Below are 12,414 nucleotides of genomic sequence, written 5' to 3'. Positions count from 1 at the left end.
CCTACTGCCCGCGGCAGGCCCGCGCGTCGAGCAGCCGCTTGTTCAGCTCCGCCTGCAGCTGGGCGTTCTCGCGGTTCATGTACTTGCCGATCTCGATCTCGATGTCGCGGATCTCGCGGGCCGAGGGGCAGGTCTTGCCGGACTCCGCGGCCGAGGCCTTGGCGGCCGGGGCGAGCGCGCCGCGGGCAGCGACGCTGCGGTCGAGGTTCTCGACGGCCGTGACCTGGCCCTTGTCCAGATAGACATGAAACAGCCGATCGCCACGGCGGTAGCTGAGCTGCTCGCGCAGGCCGCTGCTCTGTTCGATCTGGTTGATGCGCAGCGGCAGGCCCATGGCCTGCTCCAGTTCGCTGCGGCTCATGCCGACCACCGGCAGCCCGGCGGCAATGCCCTCGCGGATGCGGCCGCGCTGCTCGGCCTCGGCCAGCCGGGCGGCGGCTTCGCTTTGCGCGGCCGGTGAGGGCGGCTGCGCCGGGCTGACATAGAGCTTCAAGGGCTGCTCGCTGCTGCTGGCGGGGCAGGGCGTCTGCTGGAAGACGATGGCGCCATCGGCCTGCTTGCATTTGTACTGGGCCAGCGCCGGGCCGGTGACGAGCAGCAAGGTGGCGATCAGGGCGAGCGGGGCAAGGCGTTGCATGGTGGCGGCGGCGGTGCAGGCGGCTTTTGGCAAGCCACTGTAACGTTAGCCACCCGAAGCGGGTTGACGGCCGCCCCGCTCTGCTTTTTGCGACTGAAGCAGCAACGATAATCGCCCTGTCCTCGGTCCGATCTGCTGTTGTTTCGTGTTCCCGCCCCGTCCCTGCCGCCCCTTTGCCTTGATGCGCCTTGCGCGGCCGCTGGCCAGCCTGGCCCTGGGCGCATGTGCTGCGCTGGGCGCCGCGGCGCAGGAGCCCGCCGCGCTGCGCTGGCTGGTGCAGGACGTGCCACCGCATTTCAGCTACTTCAATGGCCGCGCGCCGCAGAAGCTGTCGGAGCTGGGCAATGGCGAGCTGGATGGCTTCATGCGGCTGATCATCCCGCTGATTCCGCAATACCAGCATGAGTTCGTCGAGGCCGGCCTGCCGCGCTTCGAGGCCATGGTCAAGAGCGGCCAGACGCTGTGCTCGACCCTGCATCTGCGCACGCCCGAGCGGCTGTCCTGGCTCTACTTCACCCATATGCATCCGGCGCTGATGTCGCGCCAGGTGCATCTGATCATCCGCCGCGAGCAGGCCGCCGCCTTCGAATCGCTGGGGCAGCCGGTGCAGCTGGCCGAACTGCTGCAGCGCCAGGATCTGAACGGCCTGGTGCCGCGTGATCGCTCCTTCGGCGCCCGCATCGACGCGGTGCTGAAGACGCCCGGCGCCCATGCGCCGCAGACCGTCAGCGCGGGCAAGAACATGCATCTGCTGGCGATGCTGCGCGCTCGCCGGATGGACTACACGCTGGAATACCCGCCGGCGGTTGACGAATTCATGCGCAATAGCGAAGCCGGCCCCGAGCTGCTCAAGCTGCCGCTGGCCGAGGGCCGCACGACGGCGCTGGCCACCGTGGCCTGCAGCCGCACGCCCGAAGGCCGGCGCCAGATCGAGGCCATCGATCTCGCCGTGCGCAAGCTGGCCCAGGACCCGCAGCGCGAGGCCTGGATACGCGCCTGGCGCGGCGAGCATGTCGATGAGGCCGACCGCCAGCGCCTGAACCGCTATATGGACGAGCGGGCCCGCGGCGGCCCGCAGATCGAGTAGCCTGGCGCCGGCAAGACCGGCTGCTTGCGCCGATAATCGCCGCCACGCCCTGATTCCCAAGGCCCCCAGCGCCCTTTGACCCCCCTCTCATGTCCAATCTGATCGTCCACGGCGGCACTCCCCTGGCCGGCCGCATCATCCCGTCGGCCAACAAGAATGCCGTGCTGCCCATTCTGTGCGCCACGCTGCTGACGGCCGAACCGGTGCGGCTGCGCGGGGTCACCGAGATCACCGATGTGAAGAAGATTCTTGAGGTCTTCCGCAGCCTGGGCAGCCGGGTCGAGGTGGACTTCAAGACCGGCATCCTCGATGTGCAGCACCGCGACACGCGTTTCAACGCGGCCACCGACCGCCTGCCCGAGGAAATGCGCTCGTCCATCATGCTGGTGCCGGGCCTGATGGCACGCTTTGGCGCCGCCCGCATCGAGGACGACGTCAAGGGCTGCACGCTGGGCGCGCGCGAGATTGATCCACATGTCGAGGTGTTCGAGCGCTTTGGCGCCCAGGTCGAGCGGCAGAGCGATGGCCTGGCCCTGCAGGTGGCCGGCAAGCTGCGCGCCAACGACCACTGGACCGACTACGCCTCGGTCACCACCACCGAGAACTTTGTGCTTTGCGCCGCGCTGGCCGATGGTGTGTCCACGCTGATGAACGCCGCCTCCGAGCCGCATGTGCAGGAGTTCTGCAGCTTCCTGCAGATGCTGGGCGCCAGGATCGAAGGCCTGGGCACCTCGCGGCTGAAGATCACCGGTGTCGACAAGCTCGGCGGCGGCGATTTCACCTTCGCCGAGGATTTCCACGAGATCGTCACCTTTCTGGCCCTGGGCGCCATCACCGGCGGCGATGTGCAGGTGAAGAACTCGCAGCCCGAGCAGTTCCCGCTGATCGACCGCACCTTTGCCAAGTTCGGCGTGCAGATCGAGCACAAGGACGGCTGGTCGCGTGCCATCACCCACGGCCCGCTGAAGGTCAAGGAACCGTTCACGCGCAACATCCTGCAAAAGGTCGAAGCGGCGCCCTGGCCCTATCTGCCGGTGGACCTGCTGCCCATCTTCGTGGCGCTGGGGGTCAAGGCCGAGGGCAGCGTGATGTTCTGGAACAAGATCTACGACGGCGCGATGGGCTGGACCAGCGAGCTGTCCAAGTTCGGCGCGCACGCCTTCCTGTCCGACCCGCACCGCATGGTCACCTTCGGCGGCAAACCGCTGCACGCGGCCGAGGTCGAGAGCCCCTACATCATCCGCGTGGCCATTGCGCTGCTGATGGTGGCCGCCAGCATCCCCGGCCGCTCGGTGATCCGCAACGCCACGCCGATCCGCCGCGCGCATCCGCATTTCGTCGAGAACATCTGCTCCCTCGGGACCCGCATTGAGTGGGTCGATGGTGATTGACAGCCCACCCCCTACGCGCTGCGCGCGCCCCCTCAAGGGGGCACGCCCGTAGGCCCGGCGGAGCCGGATCCTCGGGCGTCGCTTGGTCCTTGAGTCTTGCGAGTGACACTCGATGACCCGACCGCCCAAGCCTGATCTGCCGCTGCTGCACGGCGTGGCGGCCAGTGCGGTGGCCTGCCCGGCCGGGCCGTGGCGGTGGCTGCTGGATTTTTTGGCCGAGCGGCTGCCGCTGGTCGAACGCGGCGATTGGCAGTCGCGCATGAGCCGTGGCGAGGTGCTGGACGAGCGGGGTCAGGCCTTGCCCCCCGATGCCGCCTACCGCCATGGCGAGCGAGTCTTCTACTACCGGCTGCTGGCGCACGAGAACGAAATTCCATTCGAGGAAACCATCGTCTATCAGGACGATGCGCTGCTGGTGGCCGACAAGCCGCACTTCCTGCCGGTCACGCCCAAGGGCCGCTATGTGCAGCAGACGCTGCTGACCCGCCTGGCGCGGCGCACCGGCATTGCCACGCTGACGCCCATCCACCGGCTCGACCGCGAGACCGCCGGCCTGACGCTGTTCTGCATACAGCCGGCCCAGCGCGACGCCTACCAACGCCTGTTCCGCGAGCGCAGCGTCGACAAGGTCTACGAGGCGATTGCGCCCTGGCGTGAGGATCTGGCCCTGCCGCTGACCCGGCGCAGCCGGCTGCAGGAGCGCGCTGACGCCTTCATGCAGATGCAGGAGGTCGACGGTGAGCCCAATGCCGAGACCGAGATCCGCCTGCTGGAGCGCCTGCCTGACGGCCTGGCCCGCTACGAGCTGCGCCCCTTGAGCGGGCAGAAGCACCAGCTGCGCGCGCACATGAATGCGCTCGGACTGCCGATCTGCGGCGATCGCATCTACCCGACGCTGCAGCCTGCAGAGACTCAAGCCGATTTCAGCGCCCCGCTGCAGCTGCTGGCACGCGAAATCGCCTTTGTCGATCCGATCAGCGGCGCAGCGCGTCACTTTTTCTCGCGCCTCCGCCTGGCGTCCGCTGGCTAAGGCATGAGCCTGTCTAAGATGTGCGCCATGTGGAGCGAACTGCCATGGTAACGACGGTCAAGCGCGAAGACTTCTGCTTCCTGGTCGTCGACGATTTCTCGACGATGCGCCGCATCATCTCCAGCCTCTTGCGCGAGATCGGCTTCAAGCGCATCCATGAAGCCGAGAACGGCCTGCAGGCGCTGCGCCAGCTGGAGCTCTCGGTCGGGTCCGGTGAGCCTATCCACTTCGTGCTCAGCGACATCAATATGCCGGAGATGAACGGCTTCGAGATGCTGGAGGCAATCAAGCTGAAGCCGGCCGACGATGCGCTGCGCAAGATCCCGGTGCTGCTGGTCACGGCCGAGGGCCGCAAGGACGACATCATCCGCGCCGCCCAGGCCGGCGCCTGCGGCTATGTGGTCAAGCCCTTCAACAAGGAAACCCTGGCCGACAAGATCCATCTGGCGCTGAAGCACCGCGCCATCCTGGTCGAGTAGCGCGCCACCGCTGGCGACCATCTGCGACCGTCTGCGACGCTTGGCGCCGGCGCCGCCGGCCTTCATCGCAATGCACTGGGCCAGCCGCCTGCAGGCCGTGACGATGGCGTCCATCACCACCGAGCGGACCTGTCGACCATGAACGCGAGCCTCCTCCACACCATCACCACCGCCCTGCTGAGCGGCCTGCTGGGCCTGGGCGCCCTGATCGCCCTGCTGCTGGCCTGGCCCAGCCGTGCACCGCGCAGCACCCTGGCCAGCCTGGCCGAGGCGGGCGCACGCGCCGACTACCGCGATCTGCCGCCGCTGCAAAGCTACCGGGCCCGCGACGGTGCAGCGCTGGCCTATCGCTGCTACGCGGCCGCTGGCGCACCCAGCCGCATCGCGGTGCTGGTGCATGGCTCCTCGGGCGACAGCCACAATATGCATGCGATCGGTCGCCATCTGCAGGCCGAAGGGCTGCAAGCCTATGCGCTGGACATGCGCGGCCACGGCGCCTCGGGGCGGCGCGGCGATGTCGACTACATTGGCCAGCTCGATGATGACCTGGCCGACTTCGTGGCCCTGCTGCGCCAGCAACACCCGAAAGCGACGCTGAGCCTGGTCGGCCTGTCGTCGGGTGGCGGCTTCACGCTGCGCAGCGCCGGTGGCGCCAATGGCGAACTGTTCGACCGCTACGTCATGCTCGCGCCGATGCTGCACCAGGCGGCGCCGACCGCGCGCCCGCAGTCCGGCGGCTGGGTGCGCGCCAACGTGCCGCGGATGATTGCGCTGACGCTGCTGGACAAGCTCGGCCTGCGCCTGTTCCAACAGCTGCCGGTGCTGGCCTTCGCGCTGCCGCCCGAGGCCGCCGCGACGCGCACCCTGGCTTACTCCTACCGGCTGCAGCTGTCCTTCCGCCCGCATGAAGACTATCTGGCCGATGTTCGCGGCATCCGCCGCCCCTGCCTGCTGCTGGTCGGCGCCAAGGACGAAATCTTCCGCGCCGAACAATACGCCCCCTTGCTGGAGCCGCTGCAGCCGCTGCTGAAGGTGGAGGTGCTGCCCGGCCTCAAGCACCTGGACGTGGCCGTCGACACGCGGGCCTTGCAGCGCATCGCCGCGGCCGTCTGAGCCCAATGGTGCGCGGCCTCAGCGGCGCAGCAGCTCCGCCTCGGCGCGCCGGTAATCGGCCGATTCGCGCACCCGGGCCAGTTCGGCCCAGAGCTGCCGCGCCAGCTGCGGCTGGGCGGCAAAAAAGGCACGCGAGAAGACCAGGTAATAGGACTTCTCGACCAGCGGCGGATCGAGCCGGCTGATGGACTGGCTCCAGCGCGGATCGCGCTTGATCAGATCGTCGCCCTCGCCAGCGAGAAGGGCCACCGCCTGCACCCGGCCACGCAAGAGCTTCTCCAGATTGGCCTCGGCGCTGCGCGTGCCGTCGTCCACCTTCAGGCCCAGGCTGCGCAGCTGCTCGACCACCGAATAGCCGGCCTGCGCGCCGACCACCAAGTCCCGCAGCGGCTGGCCTTCGGCACCTATCAGGCGATGGCCGTCCCAGCTCAGGCCTTGATCGCTGCGCTTGTAGAAGCTGTAGCGCTCCCGGCGCATGCGCAGGGCGTCGTCCGGCTGAGCCTCGCTGTCTTGCATCGGAAAAACGCCCAGCTCCAGTCGTTCGGCCCGGAAGCTCATGCCCAGCGCCGCATCCTGCTGGCCACGCTGCAGATCGATCTGGCAACGCTTCCAGGGCTGGGCGGCGATCTCCAGCCGCAGGCCCAGGCGCTGGGCCGCCGTCTCGATCAGCAGGAAGTCCAGGCCACGCGGCGCCAGGCCATGGCCCTCGTTGCTGCGCCAGGGATAGAGCGGCAATTCGTCGACGCACAGGTGCAGCACCCGGCTGCGCTCCTCGGCCTGGGCCAGGCCGGCCAGCATGAGCAGGGCAACGCTCAGGAAAGTGACACAGCGCCCTAGGCGCAAGACCTGACCCCCGGCGACACACCGCCAGCGCTGAGCCAGAGGCAGCTGCCTGTTCATGCACGACTCCTGATACCGCCTGCCTGCATCCAGACCATTGTGCACGCCGCCTCGCCCGGCACGAACAATGCCCGAGCGTTGTGCTTTGCTCCGCTGAAGCTCAACCCAGCAGCAGCGCCGCCAGCGCCCGTGCGTCCAGCACCTCGGCCTGGTCCTGGCCTTCGAGCATGCTGTCGGCCAGGCTGCGCTTGTCGCGGTGCAGCTCGATGATGCGCTCCTCGATCGAGCCGGCGGTGACCAGGCGGTAGACGGTCACCGGCCGCTGCTGGCCCATCCGGTGGGCGCGGCCCATGGCCTGGTCCTCGGCGGCCGGGTTCCACCAGGGGTCGACGATCAGCACATAGTCGGCCATGGTCAGGTTCAGGCCAAAGCCGCCGGCCTTCAGGCTGATCAGGAACAGCTCGCCCTCGCCGCGCTGGAAGGCCGCCACCCGCCGCGCCCGCTCGGCCGCCGGCGTGCTGCCATCCAGGTACTGATAGGCCAGGCCCATCGCGTCGAGCCGCGCGGCCAGCAGCTTCAGGAAATCGGTGAACTGGCTGAACACCAGGGCCTTGTGGCGGCCGGCGACAAGTTCGGCGACGACGCGCTCGAACTCGTCGGCCTTGGCGCCGGCCAGGCCCAGCTCGGGTGCCACCAGGCGAGGATCACAGGCGGCGCGGCGCAGCCGCATCAGCTCGGCCAGCACCTGCAGCGTGGCGCCGCCGGCCTGGCCTCCCGCGGCCGCCTGGCTGGCCAGGCTCTGCTTGGCCTCGCGGCGCAGCGCCTCCAGAAAGGCCTGCTCCTGTGGGCCGGGCTGCACCAGATGGACGATCTCGGTGCGCGGTGGCAGGTCCTGCAGCACCTGGGCCTTGGTCCGGCGCAGCAGGAAGGGCGCGACGATGCGGCGCAGCCGGGCCCGCACGGCCGGGTCCTGCTGGCGTTCGATCGGCTGGGCGAAACGCTCGTTGAACTGCGACGCGCTGCCCAGCAGCCCCGGGTTGATCAGGTTCATGATGGACCACAGATCGGCCAGCCGGTTTTCCACCGGCGTGCCCGACAGCGCCAGCCTGAAGCCGGCCTCGAACTCGGCCACGGATTTGGCTCGTTTGGTGGTGGCGTTCTTCAGCGCCTGCGCCTCGTCCATCACCAGGCTGGCCCAGGGCCGCGAGGCAAACAGCTCGGCGTCGATCTGCGCCAGTGCATAAGAGGCGATCAGCACATCGCCGGCGGCGGCCGACTCAATCTGCGCCTGCCGCTGGCCGCCCTCGCCATAAAGCTGCACGCGCAGGCCTGGGGCAAAACGCTCGGCCTCGGCCAGCCAGTTGGCGCAGACGGAGGTCGGCGCCAGCACCAGGGCCGGGCCCAGCGCCGCGCGCTCGATCAGCAGGGCCAAGGTCTGCACCGTCTTGCCCAGGCCCATATCGTCAGCCAGGCAGGCACCAAGCCCGGCGCGGGCCAGGCGCAACATCCAGGCATAGCCGTCGAACTGATAGCCGCGCAACTCGGCACGCAGCGCGGCCGGCGCCTGCACCGGCTGCGTCGCCGCCGCGGCCAGCGCATCGACGCGCTGCTGCCAATCGGCATCGCCGCTGAGCTGTACGCCGTCCAGCGTGTCTTCCAGCCAGCTGGCACTGGCCAGCGGCAGCTGCAGCTGGCCCTTCTTCTGCTGACCCAGCGCGTCGAGGTCGTGCAACTGCTGGCGCAGCCGCTCGCTCAGCGCCAGGTACTGCCCCTCGCCGAGGCTGACAAAGCGGCTGCGCGCACCGCGGGCCAGCTGCATCAGCTGCTGCAGCGACAAGATCTGCCCCTCGTCCACACGCAAGCTGCCGTTCAAGCCCAGCCAGTCGCGCCCGCTGCTGACGCTCAGATTCAGCGCCTCGCTGCTGGCCGGCTGCACCCTCAGGGCGCGACCCTTGGGCCAGTCCAGCGCGGCAATTGCCGGCAGCGTGGGCAGCAGTTCGACGGCGTGCAGTGCATCCTCCGCGTCATCCAGCAGCCAGGGCAGCTCCGGCGCCTGCTCGGCGTCCAGAAAAGGCAAGGCCTCCAGCACCGCGCGGCGGTGCGCCGCTTCGGTGGCCAGATCGCGCTCGGTGGCCAGGCTCAGGCCCTCGTGCAGGCAGAGCAGGCGCTCGCGGCCCAGGCCTGGCGTCACCGCCGGGCCAAAGGCGCCGAAGGGCTGGGCCACCAGCTGCAGCGTCAGGCCCTCGCCCTGCGGTGCCAGGCGGGCGCGCAGCCGGCTGTCGCCCTCGACCAGCTGGCCGCCCGCGGCATCGCTGTGCAGATGGAAATGCCCGGCCAGCACCTGCAGCGCGGCGCTAAGTTCGGCGCTGGCGCTGGCCGGCACCGTCCAGCCCTGGGCCAGCAGCTCGGCGACACGGCGCTGCGCCGCGCTGATGCGCAGCAGCCGGGCCTGCCGCGGCCCGTCGCGCAGCACGCGCTGGCTGTTGCGCTTGGCAATCTCGACTTCCGGGTTGCTGCCCTGCCAATCGAACAGGCGCGGCGGTGTGGCCGCCGACAAGGGCGGGTGGATGCGGAACTCGAACTGCTCGGGCGGGCCCGGCCGGCGCAGCACCTCCAGCTCCGGCTGGGCCTCGACCAGCTCCACCCACTGACCTGGCGCGTCATCAAACATCACGGCGGGATGGCCGAGCAGGGCCTGCAGCGCGGCACTGAGGTCGAGCTGGTAGCTGTTGACCCCGCCCCAGGCCGGCCGCTCCAGATGGCGCAGCACCGCCGCATCGCGGGGCAGGAGGTTGCTGAGCTTTTTCAATCGCGACCAGGTCACCGGCTTTAGCTTCAGCTGGCCGCGCGCGCCCTCGCTGCGCTCCAGGGGCAGGATGGCTTGAATCCGCGCCTCCTCGTCCAGGCGCAGCGACCAGGCCAGCTCGACCTCGGCGGCGGCCGGGCTGGCCACTGCCGGCTGGTCGAGCGCCACGATGGCGGCCAGCGCATCGCGCCAGGCCTCCTGCGGCGGCGCCAGCATCGCGGCCGGGCGCTCGGCAATCGTGAGCGGCGCCACGCCGAGATCCAGGCGCTGCAAGGCATCGTCCAGCCAGGCGGCCAGCCAGGTCTCGCCCAGCGTCAGCAGGCGATCGCGCAGTGTCCGTGCCGCGGCAGCGGGCCAGCCCGGCGCCTCGCGGCCCAGCCAGGCGGCCAGCAGCAGCCGGTTGGCGGCCTGTTCCAGCGCGTGTTCGCGGGTTTCCAGCCCAGGCAGATAGGCCAGCGCCTCGGGCTCCAGCGCCTCATCGCCCAGGCGCACCGCGATCGCATGGGCCCACAGCCCCCACCACTCGTAGGGCGAGGGCTTGCGTGAGCCGGATTCGTTAACGCAATGCTTGCGCGCCTGCGTCCAGGCCTTTGGATCGGGCTGGGCCAGCAGGGAAAGCACATACAACCGCTGCAGCGCATCGGAGCAGAGCTCACGGCGCTGCTTGCTCTGGCCGCGCAGCAGCTTGAAGGCGGCTTCAAAGCCGGCCGCCGCAGCCTGCCAGTCGCCACGCTGGGCCAGCAAGCCCGCTTCGATCAGCGCGCGCTGCGCTTCGGGAAGGCCGGCGATGAGGGCAGGCAGCTGATCAAGTTGCAGCGCCAGCAGCCGGCGTTCGGCGATCTGCACGCGCTCCAGTGCCGACAACTGCTCGGGTGCCGCCGCCGCGCGCTGCTGCATCCATTCGCGCAGCTGACGGCCCTGGTCCGAGGCCGCTGGCACGGCGGCCAGCAGCCGGGCAAGCAGCCATTCGCGCGGCTCGCCGGCGATGGCACCGAAGGCTTCGGGCAGCCAGGGCTGCAACAAGGCTTCCGCCAGCAGACTGGGCTGATTCAGCTCCAGCAGCGGCCCGTTCAGCAAGGCCTTCAGGCTGGGCAAATCCAGGCCGGCAAAGCAGAGCAGGCGCAGCAAGGACACCATCTCGCCGCGATTGCGCAGGCTGACCCAGCGCGGCTGCGGGTCCAGGCGGCCGTGGCCGCCGCCACCGGCCCAGACCATGGCTTGCCAGTACAGACTGGCCTCAGGCCGCCGCAGCAGGGCCTGCAGGCGTTCGGCATGTGCGCTGGCGTCGGCCAGATAGCCCTTGCCCGGCGGCTGCAAGACCTGACCCTCGCTGTGGAGCTGCTGCAGCCGCTGCTTGACGCTGGCCTCGTGCCCGATCACATCGCCGGCCTGATCCCAGTCCAGCGCCTGAAGGAACAGGGCCAGGCCACCGGCACCACGGCTGCCGCCCATCAACAGCAGGGCATCAAGAACGGGATCGTGGGCAGTGGCGACTTGGGGCATGGAACAGCAGGGCGGCAGTGGCCCTGCAGTCTAGGGCTTGCTCAGTAGCTCCACTGCAGCTGCGCCGAGAACATCTTGCCGTTCTGCGTGTAGGTCGAGCCAAAGAGCAGCGCTGCCTGCAGCGACAGGCCCTGGCCATTGGCCAGCTGCCAGTCGCGTTGAAAAGACGGGCCGGCGCGGTGCGACTGCCTCTTGTGCGGCGCCCAGTGCAGCCAGTTGCCCAGCTCGCCAAAGCCCTGCAGGCCCAGCCGCCAGCCCGGGCCGAGTGGGCGGGAGACCTGCCACTGATACTTGAGCTGGGTGCTGGCGGCGGCGTCCTCGTTGTACTCGCGGCTGAGCAGCAGGTTCAGGTTCAGCCGCGTCAGACCGAACTCGGTTTGAAAGACCGGGCCGATTTCCAGCGCAAAGCCACCGTCATAGCCGCGCTCGCTGATGTACTGGGTGTGCAGCGCCAGCTCGTGGTCGCTGTCGGCGGCGCTGAGCAGCCAGTCGTTCTGCCAGTTCAGCGTGCTCAGCTTGACGGCGCTGTCGGCGGTGCCGATGAAGCTGGCCAGCAGCCGCGTCGTCCATCGGCGGCTGAGGCCGTAGCTGGCACCCAGCTCGGGCCACAGCGTGGCGGGCCCGCCGGCATCGGCCTTGACCGACCAGTAACGCAGTTCCACCGTGCCATGGCCGGCCTGCTCATAGGGCCGCAGCAGGTAGTAGCCGGGGTCGGCTTGGGCACTGCCCATGGCGAGCGCGCCTAACGTGGCCAGGCCCAGGCGGGCAGAGCGAAGGCCTCGCTGTCTTGGCCGGTCGGCTTGCATGTCCAGTTCGACTCCCTGGCCCGCCTCAGGCGCGGGCTGCTGCCGACTGTACAAGCCGGCAGCGGGATCGTGAAGCGCGTTTATGCCGCTTCGGCGGCGTCGGCTGCCCAATCCGGCACGCTCAGCGCCTCCAGCGAGCGCAAGGTGCGCAGGCAGGCCTGCGCCACCTCACGGCCCTTCTTGACGAAATGGGCATGGAAGAACTGCCGGTGCTCCTCGTGCTCATGGAACTGCTGCGGCGTCAGCACGGCCGAGAAGACCGGCACCTCGGTGTCCAGCTGCACCCGCATCAGGCCATCGATCACCGCATGAGCGACGAAGTCGTGCCGGTAGATGCCGCCGTCAACGACGAGGCCGCAGCCGATGATGGCCCGGTGCCGGCCGGCGCGGGCCAGCTTCAGCGCATGGAGCGGGATTTCAAAGGCGCCAGGCACCTCGTAGACATCGACCCGGTCGGGCGGCCAGCCCTCGGCCTTGAGCTCGGCCAGCAGGGCCTCACGAGATTGGCCGACGATATCGGCATGCCAGCTCGCACAGATCACGGCGATCCGGCCGCTGCCGGCCTTGCCGCTGGGGGAGGTGGCGCTTGCCACCGGGGACAGAACAGTCTGATTCATGGTTGACCTTTTGAATGTCAGTACACAAATCAGGGCGCGCAAATGCCGAGCCACCCGGTGCAGCAGCAAGGCCAATCAGCCATGCGGCAGCGCAGGGTGACCCTG

General features: G+C 69.3%; 10 protein-coding genes. 5 read left to right on the top strand and 5 right to left on the bottom strand.

Annotated features, from left to right (window positions below; genetic code table 11):
• Position 1: 1 nt before the first annotated feature.
• Entirely contained in the window at positions 2 to 637 is a 636-nt protein-coding gene (locus tag RQP53_RS22385; protein ID WP_315652929.1) for a DUF4124 domain-containing protein, read from the bottom strand.
• Between the two features lie 181 nt (positions 638 to 818).
• Here RQP53_RS22385 and RQP53_RS22380 point away from each other — a divergent pair, with 181 nt between their 5' ends.
• The 5 genes from RQP53_RS22380 (at position 819) to RQP53_RS22360 (ending at position 5,737) form a co-directional block, all read left to right on the top strand.
• A complete protein-coding gene (locus RQP53_RS22380) occupies positions 819 to 1,724 on the top strand; it encodes a TIGR02285 family protein (protein ID WP_315652928.1) in 906 nt (301 codons plus the stop codon).
• Between the two features lie 89 nt (positions 1,725 to 1,813).
• Positions 1,814 to 3,115 (top strand): UDP-N-acetylglucosamine 1-carboxyvinyltransferase, encoded by a 1,302-nt coding sequence (locus RQP53_RS22375; RefSeq protein ID WP_315652927.1) that lies wholly within the window; start codon positions 1,814 to 1,816, stop codon positions 3,113 to 3,115.
• Between the two features lie 112 nt (positions 3,116 to 3,227).
• Positions 3,228 to 4,145: a pseudouridine synthase gene (locus RQP53_RS22370; protein ID WP_315652926.1), complete on the top strand. Its 918-nt coding sequence runs from the start codon at positions 3,228 to 3,230 to the stop codon at positions 4,143 to 4,145.
• A gap of 44 nt (positions 4,146 to 4,189) precedes the next feature.
• The gene (locus tag RQP53_RS22365) at positions 4,190 to 4,624 is read left to right on the top strand and encodes a response regulator (protein WP_315652925.1); all 435 of its coding nucleotides are present in this window, start codon (positions 4,190 to 4,192) and stop codon (positions 4,622 to 4,624) included.
• 138 nt (positions 4,625 to 4,762) lie between these two features.
• Positions 4,763 to 5,737 (top strand): alpha/beta hydrolase, encoded by a 975-nt coding sequence (locus tag RQP53_RS22360; protein WP_315652924.1) that lies wholly within the window; start codon positions 4,763 to 4,765, stop codon positions 5,735 to 5,737.
• A gap of 18 nt (positions 5,738 to 5,755) precedes the next feature.
• Here the strand turns inward: RQP53_RS22360 and RQP53_RS22355 are convergent, their stop codons facing one another.
• From RQP53_RS22355 to RQP53_RS22340, 4 genes are all read right to left on the bottom strand, one after another.
• A complete protein-coding gene (locus RQP53_RS22355) occupies positions 5,756 to 6,637 on the bottom strand; it encodes a substrate-binding periplasmic protein (RefSeq protein WP_315652923.1) in 882 nt (293 codons plus the stop codon).
• A 100-nt stretch (positions 6,638 to 6,737) separates the two neighbouring features.
• Positions 6,738 to 10,886, bottom strand: a complete 4,149-nt coding sequence (locus RQP53_RS22350) for an SNF2-related protein (protein ID WP_315652922.1) — start codon at positions 10,884 to 10,886, stop codon at positions 6,738 to 6,740.
• Positions 10,887 to 10,927: 41 nt separating this feature from the next.
• Positions 10,928 to 11,617, bottom strand: a complete 690-nt coding sequence (locus RQP53_RS22345; RefSeq protein WP_315652921.1) for a hypothetical protein — start codon at positions 11,615 to 11,617, stop codon at positions 10,928 to 10,930.
• A 155-nt stretch (positions 11,618 to 11,772) separates the two neighbouring features.
• Entirely contained in the window at positions 11,773 to 12,309 is a 537-nt protein-coding gene (locus RQP53_RS22340) for a 6,7-dimethyl-8-ribityllumazine synthase (RefSeq protein ID WP_315652920.1), read from the bottom strand.
• Positions 12,310 to 12,414: the final 105 nt, after the last annotated feature.

It is taken from the genome of Roseateles aquae (assembly GCF_032337115.1).
GTDB lineage: Bacteria > Pseudomonadota > Gammaproteobacteria > Burkholderiales > Burkholderiaceae_C > Roseateles_C > Roseateles_C aquae.
The sequence above is the reverse complement of the archived record's forward strand: the minus strand, read 5'-3'. Positions and strand labels throughout refer to the sequence as shown.

Excerpts from the sequence above, each read along its gene's own strand:
- RQP53_RS22355 (WP_315652923.1), bottom strand. The coding sequence starts at position 6,637 with ATGAACAGGCAGCTGCCTCTGGCTCAGCGCTGGCGGTGTGTCGCCGGG.
- RQP53_RS22370 (WP_315652926.1), top strand. The coding sequence starts at position 3,228 with ATGACCCGACCGCCCAAGCCTGATCTGCCGCTGCTGCACGGCGTGGCG.
- RQP53_RS22380 (WP_315652928.1), top strand. The coding sequence starts at position 819 with ATGCGCCTTGCGCGGCCGCTGGCCAGCCTGGCCCTGGGCGCATGTGCT.
- RQP53_RS22350 (WP_315652922.1), bottom strand. The coding sequence starts at position 10,886 with ATGCCCCAAGTCGCCACTGCCCACGATCCCGTTCTTGATGCCCTGCTG.
- RQP53_RS22375 (WP_315652927.1), top strand. The coding sequence starts at position 1,814 with ATGTCCAATCTGATCGTCCACGGCGGCACTCCCCTGGCCGGCCGCATC.
- RQP53_RS22385 (WP_315652929.1), bottom strand. The coding sequence starts at position 637 with ATGCAACGCCTTGCCCCGCTCGCCCTGATCGCCACCTTGCTGCTCGTC.
- RQP53_RS22360 (WP_315652924.1), top strand. The coding sequence starts at position 4,763 with ATGAACGCGAGCCTCCTCCACACCATCACCACCGCCCTGCTGAGCGGC.
- RQP53_RS22340 (WP_315652920.1), bottom strand. The coding sequence starts at position 12,309 with ATGAATCAGACTGTTCTGTCCCCGGTGGCAAGCGCCACCTCCCCCAGC.
- RQP53_RS22345 (WP_315652921.1), bottom strand. The coding sequence starts at position 11,617 with ATGGGCAGTGCCCAAGCCGACCCCGGCTACTACCTGCTGCGGCCCTAT.
- RQP53_RS22365 (WP_315652925.1), top strand. The coding sequence starts at position 4,190 with ATGGTAACGACGGTCAAGCGCGAAGACTTCTGCTTCCTGGTCGTCGAC.